Here is a 17,789-nt window from a genome sequence, read left to right on the forward strand (position 1 = left end):
AAGGCCCGGATCCTGATGGATCCGGGCCTTCGGTCTGTCCGGGCTTCGATTCTTCAACGGTCGGCTTCGGTCGGCCCGCCCGTCGTCTCGCAGGGTTCGGTCTGTCCGGGGCCCGTGTAGTGGATGCGGATGCCCTCCTCGCCCGCCGCGTGCTCGGACCTCAGGACGAGATGCTCGTCGTAGTCGCCGCCGTTCTGACGGCGGTAGGGAATCGGGTCGGTGTCCGGAAGGGCGACGAGCCGTTCGCGCAGCCGCTCGGCGGCGGCCTCGTACTCGGGACCCGACAGGCACACGGTGCCGTTGACGACCAGGGGCGGGACCACGGACATGCCGGTGTACCAGAGGGTGCCGTGCAGGATCGGGAACAGGACGTCGTTGATGTCGCCGTGGATGCCCCGCGGCCCGGTCGTGGCGGCGTTGGCGCCGACCGTGGTCACCACCAGCGCGCGGCGGCCGGACAGCCCGCCGTCCCCGTAGCGCATCGCCCGGCCCGTGGCCGGGTCCGGCACGCCCTGGGCGAAGCCCTGGACGAACAGCCGGTCGAACCAGCCCTTGAGGATGGCCGGCATGCCGAACCACCACAGGGGGAACTGCACGACCAGCGTGTCCGCCCACAGCAGCTTGGCCTGCTCCCGGCGGATGTCCTCACTCAGCGTGCCGGTCTCCAGGGCGCGCTGGGACTCGGTGAGCACGTCGAGGCGCTTGTCCGGGTCGTGGGCGAAGTCACCGTGGTCGACCACGGGATTCCAGCCCATCGCGTAGAGATCCGACTCGACGACCTCGTGCCCCCGCTCACGCAGCACCGCGACGCCTTCGTCGCGCAGTGCCCCGTTCAGCGAGCGCGGGTCGGGGTGGGCGGACACCCAGAGCACGCGCACGACCGATCACTCCCTCCGTTGCGATGTGCGCCCGTCGCGCACACGTCGCAGGTGTGTCTGCCCGGGCGGAGGGGACTGAATCCGGACGGTGGGTCGGGCCCCGGTCTGCGGGTCGCGGGAATAGGGGGCGCGGACAGCGAAAAGCCCCGGCACGCCTGGGTGCCGGGGCTCTCGATGTCGTACGTCTACGCGGCCGCGCAGTTCGGGCAGGTGCCGCGGTACGTCACCTCGACGTCCGAGACCGTGAAGCCGAAGCGCTCGGAGTCGGGCAGGTCCGCCAGCGGGTTGCCGGCCGGGTGCACGTCGCGGATGGCGCCGCAGCGGGCGCAGACGAGGTGCTGGTGGGGCTGGTGGGCATTCGGGTCGTACCGCTTGGCGCGGTGGTCCGTGGAGACTTCCAGGACCTCGCCGAGGGTGACGAGCTCACCCAGCGTGTTGTAGACCGTCGCCCGCGAGATCTCGGGCAGCCTCTTCACCGCCCGCGCGTGGACCTCGTCGGCGGTCAGATGCACGTGCTCGCCGTCGAGGACCTCTGCCACGACACGCCGCTGGGCGGTCATGCGCCAGCCACGTCCGCGAAGCCGTTCAAGAAGGTCACTCATAGGAACAGCCTAACAGTGGCTCGTCCTAGGTCCCGACCGAGTGTGAACTTGGATGCTTACTTGACTTGGACAAAGTCCATTGTAGGGTCGGATCCAGTAAACGTAGAGGGACAGGACTTGCAGGAATGACGCAGGAGGCGCACGTGACGCAGGGACCGCTCACCACGGAGGCCGGGGCTCCGGTCGCCGACAACCAGAACAGCGAGACGGCGGGCGTCGGCGGTCCCGTTCTGGTCCAGGACCAGGCGCTGCTCGAGAAGCTCGCGCACTTCAACCGCGAGCGCATTCCGGAGCGCATCGTCCACGCGCGGGGCGCCGGTGCCTATGGCACCTTCACGCTCACCCGCGACGTCTCGCAGTGGACGCGTGCGAAGTTCCTCTCCGAGGTCGGCAAGCAGACCGAGACGTTCCTGCGGTTCTCGACCGTCGCGGGCAACCTCGGCTCGGCCGACGCGGTGCGGGACCCGCGCGGCTTCGCGCTGAAGTTCTACACCGAGGAGGGCAACTACGACCTCGTCGGCAACAACACCCCGGTGTTCTTCATCAAGGACGCCATCAAGTTCCCGGACTTCATCCACACCCAGAAGCGCGACCCGTACACGGGCAGCCAGGAAGCGGACAACGTCTGGGACTTCTGGGGTCTGAGCCCGGAATCGACGCACCAGGTCACCTGGCTCTTCGGCGACCGCGGTATCCCGGCCACCCTGCGCCACATGAACGGCTACGGCTCGCACACCTTCCAGTGGAACAACGAGGCGGGCGAGGTCTTCTGGGTCAAGTACCACTTCAAGACGGACCAGGGGATCAAGAACCTCACCACCGACGAGGCCAACCGCCTCTCCGGTGTGGACCCGGACAGCCACCAGCGGGACCTGCGCGAGTCCATCGAGCGCGGTGATTTCCCGTCCTGGACCGTGCAGGTGCAGATCATGCCGGCGGCCGAGGCGGCGACCTACCGCTTCAACCCGTTCGACCTCACCAAGGTGTGGCCGCACGAGGACTACCCGCCGATCGAGATCGGCAAGCTGGAGCTCAACCGCAACCCGGAGAACATCTTCGCCGAGGTCGAGCAGTCCATCTTCAGCCCCGCCCACTTCGTGCCGGGCATCGGTCCCTCCCCGGACAAGATGCTCCAGGGCCGTCTCTTCGCGTACGGCGACGCCCACCGCTACCGCGTCGGCATCAATGCCGACCACCTGCCGGTGAACCGCCCGCACGCCACCGAAGCGCGGACGAACAGCCGTGACGGCTTCCTGTACGACGGCCGCCACAAGGGTGCGAAGAACTACGAGCCGAACAGCTTCGGCGGCCCGTTCCAGACGGACCGTCCGCTGTGGGTCTCCACCCCGGTCGGCGGCGGCACCGGCAACCACGAGGCGCCCCGTCACGCCGAGGACGACGACTTCGTGCAGGCGGGCAATCTCTACCGCCTGATGTCGGAGGACGAGAAGACCCGTCTGATCGAGAACCTCTCGCAGTTCATCGCGAAGGTGTCGCGCGACGAGATCGCGGAGCGGGCGGTCGACAACTTCCGCAAGGCGGACGGTGACTTCGGCAAGCGGCTGGAGGCCGCGGTCCAGGCCCTTCGCGGCTGACCGGCGGCTGCCGAAGAACAGAGGGCCGGATCCCTGTCCAGGGGGGTCCGGCCCTCGTGTGTGCGCACCGGTCGCCCGGCATTCCGTGCGTCATGCGTCAGGGTCTGCCGGGTCCTGGCGTTCGTTGATCGCCCGGGCGACAGGTCCTGGGTACCGACGCGCTCTAGCCGACGAGTGTGGAGTGGTGCCGCCGGGTCGGGGCCCAGCAGCGGATGATGTCGCGGACGGACACGATGCCGACGGGCCCGCCGTCGCCGTCCATCACGATCAGATGCCGGAAGCCGCCGTGCGACATGGCCTCTGCAGCTTCCTCCAGGGTCCAGGACGGCGCGGCGAAGACGACGTCGGTGGTGGTGTGGGTTCCGGCGGTCTCCTGGTCGGGGTCCTGGCCCTTGCCCACCGCTACGAGAATGTCGCGCTCGGTCAGAATGCCCAGGCCGTCGGCGTCGGTGTCGAGGACGACCGCCGCGCCGACGCGGCGTGCGGCCATCAGCCGGGCCGCCTGGCGGAGTGTGTGCGTGGGTCCGATGGTGAGGACCACCGTGCTCATGGCGTCACGGACGAGCATGAATGGAGCCACCTCCTTGGTGATCGGCAGTTCGGGAACCGATTCACAAGTTCACAAGTGGGGGACTCTCAGAGTCGCAGTCTTGGGGGACCGCAGCAAGGGGGCGGGCGCGGCGCATTCCTCGGCGCCCGGACACCGCCGGGGACGGGCGGGTGCGCCTGCCCCGGCAGTCGGCGGTACGGCCCACGAGGCCGCCGGACGGCCTGATGCTGCCCTCCGGTCAGTGGCCGACGGTGACCGTCAGTAGCGCTGGTTCAGATACCCGAGCAGTTCTTCGTGGAGCAGTCCGTTGGACGCGGCCGCGTTCCCGCTGTGCGGGCCGCGGCGTCCGTCCAGGCCCGTGAAGGAGCCGCCGGCCTCCTGGACGACGATCGCCGTGGCGGCCATGTCCCACAGCGACAGCTCCGGCTCCGCGCAGATGTCCACCGAACCCTCGGCCACCATCATGTAAGGCCAGAAGTCGCCGTATCCGCGGGTGCGCCAGCACGCGCGGGTCAGATCCATGAAGCCGTCCAGCCGTCCCTGCTCCTCCCAGCCGCTGAGGGAGGAGTACGCGAAGGAGGCGTCCGAAATGCTGCCGACCCGGCTGACGTGGAGCCTGGTGGCCTGGCTCAGACTGCGCCCGGTGTAGGCGCCACCACCCTGCGCGGCCCACCAGCGGCGGCTGAGCGCCGGGGCCGAGACCACGCCGACGACCGGCTGGAAGCCGCCCTCGCCCTGGACCATCAGCGAGATCAGCGTCGCCCAGACGGGGACGCCGCGTACGTAGTTCTTGGTGCCGTCGATGGGGTCGATCACCCAGCGGCGCGGGCCCGTGCCCTCGATGCCGTACTCCTCGCCGAGGATCGCGTCACGCGGCCGCGCTCTCTTCAGCTGCCCGCGGATCAGTTCCTCCGCCGCCTTGTCGGCCTCGGTCACCGGCGTCATGTCCGGCTTGGTCTCGACCTTGAGGTCGAGGGCCTTGAACCGGTCCATGGTCGCGGCGTCGGCGGCATCGGCGAGGACATGGGCGAGGCGCAGATCGTCGTGGTAGTCGGGCATGGTCGTCACTCTATCGGGGCCCATCCGGCCTCCCGGGGGCGCCTGTTCGCCCCGGCTCTTGACAGTGGGTGGAGGCGCGTCAACTCTGAGCGCAGTGCCGTACCGCACGGTGGGCGCCCGGTCGGGGCGCCGCCCGGCCTGGGAGGCGATGATGCCTACAGCGCGAGAGTCCCTGCTGAACGCCGCGCTCGCCGCGCTTGCCGAGCTGCCGTGGTCGGGGGTGCGGATGGTGGATGTCGCCTCCGCCGCGGGGGTCTCGCGGCAGACCCTCTACAACGAGTTCGGCAGCAAGGACGGGCTGGCCCGCGCGCTGGCGCGGCGGGAGGCCGACACCTATCTGTACGGCGTGGACCAGCTGCTGGCCGAGCGGACGGCCCCCGTCGACCGGCTGGCCGCCGTGGCCGAGTGGACGGTCGGCGAGGCGCGGTCGAGACCGTTGCTGCGTGCGCTGCTGACCGGCTGCTGGGGCGAGCGTCTGCCCGTTCCCCGGCCCGCCCGCCGCGATGCGCCCGCGGCCGGGGTCCCCGCCCAGCGCCGTGCGGACGCCGGACTTCCGGCCCCCTCGGACGTGGTGACGGAGGTACGGGACAGGTCGCAGGCAGCACTGGAATCCGGGCGGCCCCAGGCGCGGACGGCGGAGGAGTCGGCCGCGCTCGCGCAGCGCTGCGAGCTGGCGGTGCGGCTCGCGTTCTCCTTTGTCGTCGCGCCCGCCGGTGAGGGCGTGGGGCAGCTGGTCCGTACGGCCGTGGCCGGCGTCAGTGTCCCGACCCCGACAGCTGGAGACCGATGACTCCGACGATCACCAGGGTGATCGAGACGATCTTCAAAGTGGAGACCAGGTCGTCCAGGAAGACCATTCCGTAGATCGCGGTCCCCGCCGCTCCGATGCCGGTCCACACCGCGTACGCCGGACCGACGTCCAGCTTCCGCAGGGCCAGGGTCAGCAGACCGAAGCTGCCCAGTGCGAAGCAGGCGAACGCGATCGTCGGCCAGAGCCGGGTGAATCCGTGCGACAGCTTGAGACAGACCGCGAATCCCGTCTCCAGGATCCCGGCGACCACCACCAGCAGCCACGCCATGGTCTGTGCCTCCGCAACGCTCGGTGACTGCTCGGTGGGACGTGATGCGATTATGCCCTTACCAGGACCGACAGGCGGCAAACGTGCGCCGGTCAGTCGCCCTCGCGTCGCTCCCGGGTGGCGAGCAGTCGCCGCAGGGAGTACAGCCTGGCCGGGTCCGCGTGGCCCTCGGCGACCCACTCGTCCAGCGCGCAGTCCGGCTCGTCGTGGCTGCACGCCCGCGGACAGCCCTCCGTCCCCGGCACGAGATCCGGGAAGGCGAGGATCACGCGGGACGGGTCGACATGGTGCAGACCGAACGACCGCACACCGGGGGTGTCGATCACCCAGCCGCCCTCCTTGTCGTTGAGCGGGAGGGCGAGGGCCGAGGTGGTGGTGTGCCGGCCGCGGCCGGTGACCGCGTTGACCAGGCCGGTGCTCCGCCGGCGCTCCTTCGGCACCAGAGCGTTGACCAGCGTCGTCTTGCCCACGCCGGAATGGCCGACGAACGCGGTGGTGCGGCCGGAGAGGTGTTCGTGCACGCGCTCCGCGGCGACGCCGTCGACGAATTCGTCGCGCGTGGTGACCACATGGGGGACACCGAGCGCGCCGTACATCTCCAGCAGTTCGTCCGGCGACGCCAGGTCGGACTTGGTGAGGACCAGGAGCGGGGTGAGCCCGCCGTCGTACGCGGCGACCAGGCAGCGGTCGATCAGACGGGGGCGCGGTTCGGGGTCGGCGAGGGCGGTCACGATGGCGAGCTGGTCGGCGTTGGCCACGACCACGCGCTCGTAGGGATCGTCGTCGTCGGCCGTACGGCGGAGGACGGACTTCCGCTTCTCGATCCGCACGATGCGCGCCAGGGTGTCCTTGTCCCCGGACAGATCGCCGACGATGCCGACGCGGTCACCCACGACAGCGGCCTTGCGGCCGAGTTCCCGGGCCTTCATGGCGTGGACGATCCGGTCGTCGACGAGACAGGTGAGCCGCCCGCGGTCGACGGTGAGGACCATGCCCTCGACGGCGTCCTCGTGCTTGGGGCGGATGTTGGTCCGCGGCCGGTTGCCCTTACGGTTCGGGCGGACGCGGATGTCGTCCTCGTCGGGGTTCTTGCCGTAGCGCCGCATCTCGTCAGGCCCCGAGCATTCCGGCCCACATCCGCGGGAAGTCGGGCAAGGTCTTCGCGGTCGTCGCCACGTTCTCGATCTGCACGCCCTCGACGGCGAGGCCGATGATCGATCCGGCTGTCGCCATCCGGTGGTCGTCGTAGGTGTGGAACACACCGCCGTGCAGTGGGCGGGGGCGGATGTGCAGTCCGTCCTCCGTCTCGGTGACATCGCCGCCGAGTTCGTTGATCTCCTTGGTGAGAGCGGCCAGACGGTCGGTCTCGTGCAGGCGCAGATGAGCCACCCCGCGCAGCGTGGAGGGGGAGTCCGCGAGGGCCGCGACGGCCGCGATGCCCGGGGTGAGTTCGCCGACCTCGCCGAGGTCGACGTCGATGCCGTGGATGCGGCCCGTGCCGGTCAGCGTCAGACCGGCTTCGGTCAGCGTGCAGGAACCGCCCATCTCGGTGAAGATCTCGCGCAGGGCGTCGCCGGGCTGGGTGGTGCGCTCGGGCCAGTCCGGAATGGTCACCCGGCCGCCCGTGATGAGCGCGGCCGCCAGGAACGGCTGCGCGTTCGACAGATCGGGCTCGACGGTGAGGTCACGGCCCAGCAGGGCGGAGGGGGAGACCCGCCAGACATTGGGCTCGCCGCCGGTCTCCGGCTCATCGACCTGGGCGCCGACGGCACGCAGCATGTCGACGGTCATCCGGATGTGCGGCATCGACGGCAGACGGGCGCCGATGTGCCGCACCTCCACGCCCTGGTTGAAGCGCGGGGCGGAGAGCAGCAGCGCCGAGACGAACTGCGAGGACGAGGAGGCGTCGATCTCGACGGAGCCGCCGTCCAGTGCGCCGCCGCCGTGCACGGTCATCGGGAGCGCGCCGCGGCCGTCGTCGTCGATGCGGGCGCCGAGCACGCGCAGGGCGTCGATCACGCCGTTCAGCGGGCGCTCGTAGGAACGGGGGTCGCCGTCGAAGCGGATCGGGCCGGACGCGAGGGAGGCGACGGGCGGGAGGAAGCGCATCACCGTGCCGGCGTTGCCGACGTCGACGGTGGCCGGACCGTGGAGACCGGCGGGGATCACACGCCAGGCCTCGCCCTCGCTGTCGTGGACGCCGGTGACGGTGGAGCTGGAGGACACCGTCTCCTCGATGCCGACACCGAGGGCGCGCAGGGCGTCGGCCATCAGCAGGCTGTCGCGCGAACGCAACGGGCGGCGCAGCCAGCCCGGCTCGGCGGCGAGAGCGGCCAGCACCAGAGCGCGGTTGGTGACCGATTTGGAACCGGGCACGGTCACCGTCGCTTCGACGGCTCCGGTCGCGAACGGGGCGGGCCAGAGGGCAGGGTGCACGGAAGCTTCGGTCATGGCCTTCACTTTAATGGCTCCGGGCGAACCCCGATCTTGATCAAATACGGCGAAACCGGGGCGTAATCGATCAGTGGTAAAGGGCTTCGGCGAGTGTTCGCCATGTGCTCACAGACCCAGCAGCCACCGGCCGCCGCCGATCAGGGAACACAGGGACACCGCGTGGAAGAGGAACAGCCACAGGGCGGGCGGCACATGGGTCAGCCGGGCGAGCTGATCGGCGTCCGAGTCCGGCGCTCCGCCGTGCCGGCGCTTGGACTGGAGCTCGAAGGCCGGCCGTACGCCGCCGAGCAGCAGGAACCAGACGGCCGCATAGGCGAAGGCGGCCTGCACCTCGGGCTCGGTGAGCCAGGAGACGAGCAGGAAAGCGGCGCCCGTGAGGATGACGGTGACCGCTCCGTAGACGTTGCGGATCATCACCAGCATGGCCAGCAGCAGCGCCGTGGACACCCACAGCAGCAGGGTGATGTGGTGCGCGGCCAGCAGCCAGGCGCCGCCGAGGCCCAGCAGGGGAGGCGCGGTGTAACCGGCCGCCGCGGTGAGGATCATGCCGAGGCCGGTCGGCTTGCCGCGGCTCACCGTCAGACCGCTGGTGTCCGAGTGCAGCCGGATGCCGTCCAGTTTGCGGCCGGTGAGCAGGGCGATGAGCCCGTGGCCGCCCTCGTGGGCGATCGTCACGGCGTTGCGGGAGACGCGCCAGACGGGATGCGGGAGCACGACGGCGAGGGCGAGGACCGCGGTGCCGATGACCAGCCACCGGTCCGGTGCGGGCTGGGACCCGAAGACGCGGTCCCAGAGATCACCTATGGACGCGCTGCTGAGCGGCGAAAGGTATTCGGTGCTGACCATTTCTGGGGCGGCTCCTCGGGCGGCGGGCGGGAGTGGCAGTCTGGCACTTATGTGCGGACGGTATGCAGCCAGTCGTAGGCCCGAGGACCTCACCGGACTCTTCGAGGTCGAGAAGTGGGAGCCGAAGGAGACGCTGGCTCCCGATTTCAACGTCGCCCCGACCAAAGAGGTCTACGCGATTCTCGAACGCCCTCTCAAAGACGCGGAGGACCCCCGCCCGGTTCGCCAGCTCCGCTCGCTGAAGTGGGGGCTCGTGCCGTCCTGGGCGAAGACGCCCGAGGGCGGGGCCCGGATGATCAACGCCCGGGCGGAGACCGTGCACGAGAAGCCGTCGTTCCGCAAGCCCTTCGTCTCGCGCCGCTGCATCCTGCCGGCCGACGGCTATTACGAGTGGGTGACCGCGGCGGAGGAACGGCAGCTGGAGGAGCAGGGCAAGAAGAAGCGGCCGAGGAAGCAGCCGTACTTCGTCACCCCCGCGGACGGCTCGGTGTTCGCCATGGCCGGTCTGTACGAGTTCTGGCGGGACAGCACCCTGCCCGACGACCATCCCCAGGCGTGGTGGGTGACCTGCTCGGTGATCACCACGGAGGCCGAGAGGGGACCGCTCGGCGTGGCACCCGCCGAAGGACCGCGCTCGCTGTCCGACATCCACCCCCGGATGCCGCTGATGCTCACGCCGGACCGGTGGGACGCCTGGCTGGACCCCTCCCGGACGGACGTGGACGAGCTGAAGTCGCTGCTCCAGCCGCCGCCGGAGGGCCTGATGCGGGCGTACCCGGTGACGACGGCGGTCAGCAATGTGCGCAACAACGGACCGGAACTGCTGGAAGAACTCGCGGCGCCGCAGGAGAGCACGCTGTTCTGACCCGGCGCGGCCCAAGATGGCTGCGTGAAGAACAACGAGATCGTCGAAACCCCGGCCGGGGACGCCCGTGTCACCTGGTACGCGGCCGAGAACGCCACCACCGTGCTGGCCCTCGGCCACGGGGCCGGCGGCGGCATCGGTGCCCGCGACCTCCAGGGGATCGCCGCCGCGCTGCCCGCCGACGGGGTCACCGTCGCTCTGGTGGAGCAGCCCTGGCGCGTGGCGGGGAAGAAGCTCGCACCCGCGCCCAAGACCCTCGACGTCGGCTGGCGGGCCCTGTGGCCGGCCCTCGCCGCGCCCGGCCTGCCCGTCGTCGCCGGAGGGCGCAGCGCCGGTGCGCGGGTGGCCTGCCGGACCGCGCGGGAGCTCGGGGCGGTCGCGGTCCTCGCCCTCAGCTTTCCGCTGCACCCGCCCGGCAGGCCCGAGAAGTCGCGGGCCGGGGAACTCCTCGGCGCCGGGGTGCCGACACTCGTCGTCCAGGGCGGCAACGACCCCTTCGGCAGGCCCCGCGAATTCCCGGACGGTGCGTACGAGCTGGTCGAGGTGGAGCACGCGGATCACGGCTTCGCCGTCGCCAAGAGCGCCGGCATCACCGAGGAGGAGACCGTGACAACCATCACGGACGCGGTGCGCGCCTGGCTGGCGCGGCTGCGGGAATGACCGGGGTCCCGGCTCTGTTGTGCGGGATGTCTGTACGTCAGTAACCGGAGCATGGAGTAGGGAGTCCGTCGCATGGGTTCGACCATCTGCCCGAGCCGCAGGCACGCCGCTGACCTGGAGTGGACCGTGCTCTCGGCAGGCAAGAGCGCCCCCGTACGGGCGGCGGGCGGAGTGGATCGGCAGGAGCCGGCAACCGAAGGTCGACTATTCTCCGATTCGAGCGGGTCCGCATTCGGCCTCGCCACAGCGTTGGAGGAGGTGGGTCCGGTCACTGGGACCGACGCAGGGACGGACGACGGCCAGGCGGCACAGCCGGAAGAGACGCCCGCGGAGCGCAACGCCCGTTTCGAGCGTGACGCCCTCGGCTTCCTCGACCAGATGTACTCCGCCGCCCTGCGCATGACGCGCAATCCGGCCGATGCCGAGGATCTCGTGCAGGAGACGTATGCCAAGGCGTACGGGTCCTTCCACCAGTTCCGTGAGGGGACCAACCTCAAGGCGTGGATGTACCGGATTCTCACGAACACCTTCATCAACTCGTACCGGAAGAAGCAGCGCGAGCCCCAGCGCAGTGCCGCCGAGGAGATCGAGGACTGGCAGCTGGCCCGGGCCGAGTCGCACATGTCGACGGGACTGCGCTCCGCGGAGTCGCAGGCTCTCGACCATCTCCCCGACTCGGACGTGAAGGCCGCGCTGCAGGCCATTCCCGAGGAGTTCCGTATCGCGGTCTATCTCGCAGACGTCGAGGGCTTTGCGTACAAGGAGATCGCGGACATCATGGGAACACCCATCGGGACGGTGATGTCCCGCCTGCACCGGGGCCGCCGTCAACTGCGCGGCATGCTCGAGGACTACGCACGTGAGCGCGGACTCGTCCCGGCTGGTGCGGGGGAGTCGAACGAAGCGAAAGGCTCGGGCTCATGAGCTGCGGAGAGCCGCACGAGACGGACTGCTCAGAGGTCCTGGACCATCTCTATGAGTTTCTCGACCGAGAGATGCCCGACAGCGACTGCACCAAGTTCGAGGTCCACTTCGAGGAGTGCTCCCCGTGCCTGGAGAAGTACGGGCTCGAGCAGGCCGTGAAGAAGCTGGTCAAGCGCTGCTGCGGGCATGACGACGTGCCCACGGACCTGCGCGCCAAGGTCATGGGCCGCATCGATCTGATCCGCTCGGGACAGGCCGTCCCCGAGCAGGACGTGACGGTCGCGGGCAGCGAGCTGCCGGGCCTCGCCCAGGAGTAGTTCAGGACGCCGCAGCAGCGAAAACGGTGCGCCACGAGATGCGTGGCGCACCTTTTTCATGGGCGGGTGCCTGACGCGCCGCGCCGCGGTGTCAGACCGCGCCGTGGCGCCCGCGCGTCACCCGTCTGTGCGAAAGGTGGCCAACGCCCCGCCATGTCTCCGCCAACTCGCTAGCCTTGCGCTCGATTTGGGAGGGGGCGGGGCGGTGAGGTCCGTACCGGCATCGGCACGTGCGTACATTCTGGCCGCCCTGCTCTGCGCCGTGGCCTGCGTCCTGCCCGCGCTGCGGCAGGACGTCCCGGGTGGATGGAGGGCCGTCGGCCTGCTCGCCGGGCTCTACGCCGTCTGCGAACTGCCCGCCCGCTGCCGCTACCTCGGCAGTTCGGTGCCCGTCGCGGCCGGCTCCTTCTTCCCGGTGCTGCTCGCCGCCGCGTTCCTGCTGCCCCCGGCGCAGGCCGCGCTGGTCGCCGTGCCCGGCGCCCTGCTGGGACGGGTCGACCTGCGGCCGACGGGTGTCCGGCGGATCTGGCGGGCGGCCCAGCTGACCCTCGCCACCTGGAGCGCCGCCCAGGTCTATCTGCTGCTCGGCGGCGAACACGTCCTGCGCGCACCCGACTTTCCCCAGGCACTCCTGACGGCCGCCGGCGGCGCGCTCGCCTTCTGCCTCGCCGTCACCGCTCTCGACGGCGGCATCCTCGCGACCGCGGAGCGGCTGCCCCTGCGCACCGCGTGGCGCGGTCCGGCGCTGCGCTCCCTCGTGCCGCATCTGGTGCACGGGCTGGCCGGGCTCATGATGGCGGTGCTGTGGGCGAGTCCGTACGGCCCGCTGTCCGCGCTCTTCGTGCTGCTGCCGATGTACATCTCCTGCTGGATCTTCGCGCAGTACCACCGCGAGCGCGCGGCCCACCAGGCCACCATCCGGGCCCTGGTGCAGGCCGTCGACCTGAAGGACAAGTACACCCGCGGGCACAGCGAGCGGGTGGGACGGGCCTCGGCCCTCATCGCGCGCGAACTCGACATGGACGAGGAGCGCCTGGAGATGCTCCGGTTCGCCGGGATCCTCCACGACGTGGGCAAGCTGGGCGTGCCCACCCGGGTGCTGCGCAAGGACGGTCCCCTCACCCCCGACGAGCGCCGGGTCATCGAACTGCATCCCGAGTACGGCCACGAGATGGTGCGCGGCATCGGTTTCCTCGGCGAGGCGCGGGCCGCGATCCTGCACCACCACGAGCGGCTCGACGGCAGCGGATACCCCTACGGGCTCACCGGCCGGCAGATTCCCGAGTTCGCCCGCGTCGTCGCCGTGGCGGACGCCTTCGACGCGATGACCTCGACCCGTTCCTACCGGCGGGCCCGGCCCGTGCCGGCGGCGCTGGCGGAACTGCGGCGGTGCGCGGGTACCCAGTTCGACCCGCAGATGGTGCGCGCCCTGGCCTGCGCGCTGGAGCGGCACGGCTGGGAGACGGCCGTCACCTCGGACGAGCCCGGTCCGCCGGGCGCGCGGACCCCGCGGGCAGGCATCCCGCCGCAGCCGGCCGTGGTCCCCGCCAGACGCCGCGGCAACCGCACCCCCGGCGGCGGGGTGTGACGCCGGGGACCGGCGCCGTGCGCGTCGTTCACGGCGCGGCCGCCACACTGACCTGCGCCGGTCTCGCGTGGACCCTCTGGGCCGGTCTGGAGCAGCCCGGCTACGCCCTGGCCTTCGGCGCGCTCATCGTCGTCGGCGAGCTCGCCCGCTGGGGGGCGGGGCCGGGGGAGCGGGAACCCGCGCCGATCGGGGCCGCCGGGGCGCTCGCGTACGCCCTGCTCGGGGAGTGCGCGGGCAGGGACACCAGCCACGGCGTCCTCCAGGTGGTCGCCGTCGTCGTGGCGGCCGCGCTCGTGGGGGCCGTCCTCCATGTGGCGCGCGGACGCGGACCCGCGCTGGACCATGTCGCCCGCCGGGTGCTCACCGTCGGGTTCGCCGCCGTCTGTTTCCAGCCGCTCTACAACTCGGGCGAGCTGGAGCGCCGGCTCGGTCAGGGCCCGTACTACGCGCTCTTCCTGCTCGTGCTGCTGCTCCTGACGGCCCTGTGCGACGCGGTGCTCGCCGCGGCGATGCTGCGCGCCCGCACCGGCTTCCCGTACGGGCCGCTGCTGCGCGACGAGCTGCGGGCGATCCTCGGCATAGGGTCCGCCGTCTGCGCCACCGGGGCCGTGATGGCGCTCGCCGTCGCCGTCGCCGGGCTGTGGGCGCTGCCCGTCTTCTGTGTGCCCCTCCTGCTCACCCAGCTGTCCTTCCGGCGCTACGCGGCCGTCAGGACCACCTACCGGCAGACCATCGCCTCACTCGCGCGGGCGACGGAGATCGCCGGATACACCAGGCCGGGCCATGCCCGCCGGGTCGCATCCCTCTCCACCGCCGTCGGGCGGGAGCTGGGGCTCACCGGAGGCGATCTGACCGTTCTGGAGTACGCGGCGCTGATGCACGACATCGGCCAGCTCTCCCTCGTGGACCCCGTGCCGGACGGGGCCACGACCCTCCTGCCCGTGCCCGAACAGCGCCGTATAGCGCTTCTCGGCGGAGCCGTCGTCCGCCAGACCGGAGTCCCGTCCGCCGTCGCCGTCGTCGTGGAGCGCCAGGCCGACCCGTACCGCGAACAGCCGCTTCCCGCCCGGATTGTCCGTGCCGTCAACGCATACGACGATCTGACAGGGGGAAGCGGACGCTCCGCGGGCGGGGCCCTCGGGGCACTCGAACGGCTCCGCCTCGGTACCGGACAGGACTATCAGCCGGAGGTGGTCGAATCACTTGCCAGAGTCCTGGCGAGAGGCGGTCTGGCCCCCGCCCCACCTGGGTAACCCATGGGTAATGAGTCAGCCTCCGACCGGGCATGGTTGGATGCAAATGAGGACACACAAGCAGCGTGCGGGGGCATTGACCCGAGCGACCGGCAGGCGGGAATCGTGAGGATCTTCGGGAAGGTACGGCATCGGCCCTCCGCCTCGTGGCGGCAGGCCACCGACCGCGCGTTCACGCTGATCGGCGACGGCCGGTACGAGGACGCGGGCGCTCTGCTGACACGAGCGGCGGACCTTGAGCCCTGGCTCTCCGAGTCCTGGTTCAATCTCGCCCTGCTGCACAAGTTCCGGCACGACTGGGAGCAGGCCAGGGCCGCCGGTCTGCGCGCGGTCGCCCTGCTGGACAAGGAGACCGGGGCCCCCGACTGGTGGAACGTCGGCATCGCGGCCACCGCCCTCCAGGACTGGCCGCTCGCCCGCCGTGCCTGGCAGGCGTACGGGCTCAAGGTGCCCGGCAGCCCCACCCGCGCGGGTGGCGCCGGTGCGGCCGCGGCGAACGGCGAACCGGTCGGCATGGACCTCGGCAGCGCCGCCGTACGGCTGTCGCCCGAGGGCGAGGCCGAAGTGGTGTGGGGCCGCAGGCTCGACCCGGCCCGGATAGAGGTGCTGTCGATCCCGCTGCCCTCCTCCGGCCGCCGCTGGGGCGAGGTCGTGCTGCACGACGGTGTGCCGAACGGCGAGCGGACCACGTCCGCGGGCCCGTCCTACCCCGTCTTCGACGAGATCGAGCTCTGGGCGCCGTCTCCTGTGCCCACCTGGGTGGTACTGCTGGAGGCGGCCACCGAGGCCGACCGGGACGCCCTGGAGCAGCTGGCGTCGGACGCCGGATTCGCCGCCGAGGACTGGTCCTCGTCGGTACGACTGCTGTGCCGGGCCTGTTCCGAGAGCCGGATGCCGAGCGCCGAGGGCGAGGGCGAGCACCTCGATCCGCACGATCACAGCGAGCCCGGCCATCCCGGCCCGCTCGGCCACCGTACGGCCGGCGATCTGTGGTCGCCGGAGCGCGAGTGCGGCATCGCCGCCCCCGCCGGTCTGGTGCGCGGACTGCTCGACGGGTGGGTCGCGGACAGCCCGGACACCCGCGAGTGGCGGGATCTCGAGGAAGTCTGCTGACGCCTGCCCGTAGGCTGTACGGACACAGAGTGACCGGCCACCGGGCTCGCATCGGGTATTGAGGAAGGCGTACGGCTGACATGGCGTCGCAGCAGGAGACGGACCAGCAGGTCAACGATGGTTTCGTCGTGGACACGGAGGACTGCGAGGCACGTGAGCTCGCCCATCGCGAGCGGGGCACCTCGCGCCCGATCACGGTCGTCGGCAACCCCGTCCTCCACACGGAGTGCAAGGACGTCACCGCCTTCGACGACAAGCTCGCCTCGCTGATCGACGACATGTTCGCGAGCCAGCGCACCGCCGAGGGCGTCGGCCTGGCCGCCAACCAGATCGGCGTGGACCAGAAGGTCTTCGTCTACGACTGCCCCGACGACGACGGTGTGCGGCACGTCGGTGTGGTCTGCAACCCGGTCCTGGAGGAGCTGCCTCCGGAGCTGCGCGTGCTGGACGACGCCAACGAGGGCTGCCTCTCCGTCCCGACCGCCTACGCCTCGCTGGCCCGCCCCGACTACGCGGTGGTGCGCGGCCAGGACGCCCAGGGCAACCCGATCAAGGTGCGTGGCACCGGCTATTTCGCGCGCTGCCTCCAGCACGAGACGGACCACCTGTACGGCTACCTGTACATCGACCGGCTCTCCAAGCGGGAGCGCAAGGACGCGCTGCGGCAGATGGCCGAGGGCACGCCGCGCTACCCGGTCGTGCCCAACGAGTGAGCCGTCAGGCGACGGTCCGCACCGGTCCGCGGAAGGTGCGGCGGTAGGCGTTCGGCGTGGTGCCGAGGGTGCGGAGGAAGTGGTGGCGCAGCGCCGCCGCGTTGCCGAACCCGGACCGTCCCGCGATCGTGTCCACCGTGTCGTCCGTCGACTCCAGCAGCTCCTGCGACAGCAGCACCCGCTGTCGCAGCAGCCAGCGGTAGGGCGTCGTCCCGGTCTCCTGCTGGAAGCGGCGGGCGAAGGTCCGCGGTGACATGTGGGCACGCTCCGCGAGCTGTTCCACGGTCATCTCGCGGTCCAGATGCCGTTCCATCCAGGCGAGGACGTCGCCGACCGTGTCGCACCGGGTCCGCGGAAGCGGGCGTTCGATGTACTGCGCCTGGCCGCCGTCGCGATGCGGCGGCACCACCATCCGCCGGGCGATGTGGTTGGCGACCTCCGGGCCGTGCTCCTGGCGCACCACATGGAGGCAGGCGTCGATCGCGGCGGCGGTGCCGGCCGAGGTGATGACCGAACCCTCGTCCACGTACAGCACGTCGGGGTCGACGACGGCCAGCGGATGGCGCTCGGCCAGGATGCCGGTGTGCCGCCAGTGGGTGGTGCAGCGGCGGCCGTCGAGCAGTCCCGCCGCACCGAGGACGAAGGCGCCCGTGCAGACGCTGATCACCCGAGCGCCCCGGTCGACCGCGCGGCGCAGCGCGTCCAGCAACTCCTTGGGGTAGTCCCGGGTCGGGTAGTCGCCGCCGGTGGGAACGGCGATCAGATCCGCGTCCTCCAGCCGCTCCAGGCCGTGCTGTGTGGTGATGCTGAACCCGGCGTGCGTGTGCAGCGTGGGTCCCGCGGCGGAGACCACGGCGAAGTCGTAGACGGGCATGCCGTCCTCGCTCCGGTCGAGGCCGAACACCTCGCTGATCACGCCGAGTTCGAAGGGATGCACGCCCTCAAGGAGGACGGCGGCCACGTTTTTCAGCATGGCCCCAGTGTGGCAGTAATTCGATGGTTCATGACAGTCCTGCCACTGACTTCTTTGCCGTCCGAGGACGACAGTGGAGGACATGAACGCATTCCTGGAGTACCTGTTCGTGATCGCCCTGTTCGCACTGATCACTCTTCCGTCCCTGGTGGGGCATGCCAGGGACCGTGCCGTCGACCGTCAGCTGCGGGAGGCCGCGGGACGCCTGGAGTCCGGGCGTCCCGCAGCCACGACCACCGCTGGGGCCCACGGCCGGCGCCCCGCACCCCGGCTTCACCAGGGGGCGGGGCGCGACTGGGGCAAGGCGGCCTAGTACGGCC

20 protein-coding genes are annotated in these 17,789 nt (G+C 70.9%); 11 read left to right on the forward strand and 9 right to left on the reverse strand.

The genetic code is table 11. The annotated features are described in order from the left end of the window. Positions 1 to 53: 53 nt before the first annotated feature. Together ACQPWZ_RS24155 and ACQPWZ_RS24160 are read right to left on the reverse strand one after the other, a co-directional pair. Entirely contained in the window at positions 54 to 878 is an 825-nt protein-coding gene (locus ACQPWZ_RS24155) for an NAD(P)H-dependent oxidoreductase (RefSeq protein ID WP_433572354.1), read from the reverse strand. Between the two features lie 185 nt (positions 879 to 1,063). Beyond that, positions 1,064 to 1,480: a Fur family transcriptional regulator gene (locus tag ACQPWZ_RS24160; RefSeq protein WP_313944223.1), complete on the reverse strand. Its 417-nt coding sequence runs from the start codon at positions 1,478 to 1,480 to the stop codon at positions 1,064 to 1,066. A gap of 125 nt (positions 1,481 to 1,605) precedes the next feature. On the opposite strand from ACQPWZ_RS24160, the gene ACQPWZ_RS24165 reads away from it, so the two are divergent. Continuing rightward, positions 1,606 to 3,075 (forward strand): catalase, encoded by a 1,470-nt coding sequence (locus ACQPWZ_RS24165; protein WP_433572355.1) that lies wholly within the window; start codon positions 1,606 to 1,608, stop codon positions 3,073 to 3,075. 163 nt (positions 3,076 to 3,238) lie between these two features. On the opposite strand, the gene ACQPWZ_RS24170 is transcribed toward ACQPWZ_RS24165, so the two are convergent. Beyond that, positions 3,239 to 3,643: a CBS domain-containing protein gene (locus ACQPWZ_RS24170; protein ID WP_328861685.1), complete on the reverse strand. Its 405-nt coding sequence runs from the start codon at positions 3,641 to 3,643 to the stop codon at positions 3,239 to 3,241. Positions 3,644 to 3,883: 240 nt separating this feature from the next. Then, positions 3,884 to 4,684 carry a histidinol-phosphatase gene (gene hisN / locus ACQPWZ_RS24175; RefSeq protein WP_356705772.1) on the reverse strand — a complete coding sequence of 267 codons (801 nt, stop codon included), beginning with the start codon at positions 4,682 to 4,684 and terminating at the stop codon, positions 3,884 to 3,886. Between the two features lie 151 nt (positions 4,685 to 4,835). Between hisN and ACQPWZ_RS24180 the strand changes: the two genes are divergently transcribed. Beyond that, the gene (locus ACQPWZ_RS24180) at positions 4,836 to 5,474 is read left to right on the forward strand and encodes a TetR/AcrR family transcriptional regulator (protein WP_433572356.1); all 639 of its coding nucleotides are present in this window, start codon (positions 4,836 to 4,838) and stop codon (positions 5,472 to 5,474) included. Here the strand turns inward: ACQPWZ_RS24180 and ACQPWZ_RS24185 are convergent. The 4 genes from ACQPWZ_RS24185 to ACQPWZ_RS24200 all read right to left on the reverse strand — a co-directional run bounded on the left by ACQPWZ_RS24185 (position 5,440) and on the right by ACQPWZ_RS24200 (position 9,063). Continuing rightward, a complete protein-coding gene (locus ACQPWZ_RS24185) occupies positions 5,440 to 5,763 on the reverse strand; it encodes a DMT family transporter (RefSeq protein WP_313944219.1) in 324 nt (107 codons plus the stop codon). The genes ACQPWZ_RS24180 and ACQPWZ_RS24185 overlap by 35 nt on opposite strands. 92 nt (positions 5,764 to 5,855) lie before the next feature. Further along, complete coding sequence (gene rsgA, locus ACQPWZ_RS24190) at positions 5,856 to 6,869, reverse strand: ribosome small subunit-dependent GTPase A (protein WP_340475261.1); 1,014 nt, start codon at positions 6,867 to 6,869, stop codon at positions 5,856 to 5,858. 4 nt (positions 6,870 to 6,873) lie between these two features. Next, complete coding sequence (aroA, locus tag ACQPWZ_RS24195) at positions 6,874 to 8,214, reverse strand: 3-phosphoshikimate 1-carboxyvinyltransferase (protein ID WP_340475262.1); 1,341 nt, start codon at positions 8,212 to 8,214, stop codon at positions 6,874 to 6,876. A gap of 108 nt (positions 8,215 to 8,322) precedes the next feature. After that, positions 8,323 to 9,063, reverse strand: coding sequence for a M50 family metallopeptidase (locus tag ACQPWZ_RS24200; protein ID WP_340475263.1), 741 nt, complete (start codon positions 9,061 to 9,063; stop codon positions 8,323 to 8,325). 49 nt (positions 9,064 to 9,112) lie between these two features. On the opposite strand from ACQPWZ_RS24200, the gene ACQPWZ_RS24205 reads away from it, so the two are divergent. The 8 genes from ACQPWZ_RS24205 to def all read left to right on the forward strand — a co-directional run bounded on the left by ACQPWZ_RS24205 (position 9,113) and on the right by def (position 16,496). After that, positions 9,113 to 9,928 (forward strand): SOS response-associated peptidase, encoded by an 816-nt coding sequence (locus tag ACQPWZ_RS24205; protein ID WP_433572357.1) that lies wholly within the window; start codon positions 9,113 to 9,115, stop codon positions 9,926 to 9,928. Positions 9,929 to 9,952: 24 nt separating this feature from the next. Next, positions 9,953 to 10,588, forward strand: a complete 636-nt coding sequence (locus tag ACQPWZ_RS24210) for an alpha/beta hydrolase family protein (protein ID WP_433572358.1) — start codon at positions 9,953 to 9,955, stop codon at positions 10,586 to 10,588. 258 nt (positions 10,589 to 10,846) lie between these two features. Next, positions 10,847 to 11,512, forward strand: a complete 666-nt coding sequence (locus ACQPWZ_RS24215) for a sigma-70 family RNA polymerase sigma factor (RefSeq protein ID WP_327680466.1) — start codon at positions 10,847 to 10,849, stop codon at positions 11,510 to 11,512. Further along, positions 11,509 to 11,829, forward strand: coding sequence for a mycothiol system anti-sigma-R factor (rsrA, locus tag ACQPWZ_RS24220; protein ID WP_328861689.1), 321 nt, complete (start codon positions 11,509 to 11,511; stop codon positions 11,827 to 11,829). Before ACQPWZ_RS24215 ends, rsrA begins: the two co-directional genes overlap by 4 nt. A gap of 205 nt (positions 11,830 to 12,034) precedes the next feature. Beyond that, positions 12,035 to 13,417, forward strand: coding sequence for an HD domain-containing phosphohydrolase (locus ACQPWZ_RS24225; protein ID WP_433572359.1), 1,383 nt, complete (start codon positions 12,035 to 12,037; stop codon positions 13,415 to 13,417). Next, on the forward strand, positions 13,414 to 14,670 hold the full coding sequence (locus ACQPWZ_RS24230; RefSeq protein WP_433572360.1) for an HD-GYP domain-containing protein: 1,257 nt from the start codon (positions 13,414 to 13,416) through the stop codon (positions 14,668 to 14,670). Before ACQPWZ_RS24225 ends, ACQPWZ_RS24230 begins: the two co-directional genes overlap by 4 nt. Before the next feature lie 105 nt (positions 14,671 to 14,775). Then, on the forward strand, positions 14,776 to 15,783 hold the full coding sequence (locus ACQPWZ_RS24235) for a tetratricopeptide repeat protein (protein WP_356705764.1): 1,008 nt from the start codon (positions 14,776 to 14,778) through the stop codon (positions 15,781 to 15,783). Between the two features lie 80 nt (positions 15,784 to 15,863). Then, on the forward strand, positions 15,864 to 16,496 hold the full coding sequence (gene def / locus ACQPWZ_RS24240; protein ID WP_313944208.1) for a peptide deformylase: 633 nt from the start codon (positions 15,864 to 15,866) through the stop codon (positions 16,494 to 16,496). A gap of 4 nt (positions 16,497 to 16,500) precedes the next feature. On the opposite strand, the gene ACQPWZ_RS24245 is transcribed toward def, so the two are convergent. Beyond that, a complete protein-coding gene (locus tag ACQPWZ_RS24245; protein ID WP_340475270.1) occupies positions 16,501 to 17,469 on the reverse strand; it encodes a GlxA family transcriptional regulator in 969 nt (322 codons plus the stop codon). 82 nt (positions 17,470 to 17,551) lie between these two features. Between ACQPWZ_RS24245 and ACQPWZ_RS24250 the strand changes: the two genes are divergently transcribed. Then, positions 17,552 to 17,782, forward strand: a complete 231-nt coding sequence (locus ACQPWZ_RS24250; RefSeq protein ID WP_433572361.1) for a hypothetical protein — start codon at positions 17,552 to 17,554, stop codon at positions 17,780 to 17,782. The last annotated feature ends 7 nt before the right edge of the window (positions 17,783 to 17,789 follow it).

This window comes from Streptomyces sp. CA-251247 (assembly GCF_050952975.1).
GTDB lineage: Bacteria > Actinomycetota > Actinomycetes > Streptomycetales > Streptomycetaceae > Streptomyces > Streptomyces achmelvichensis.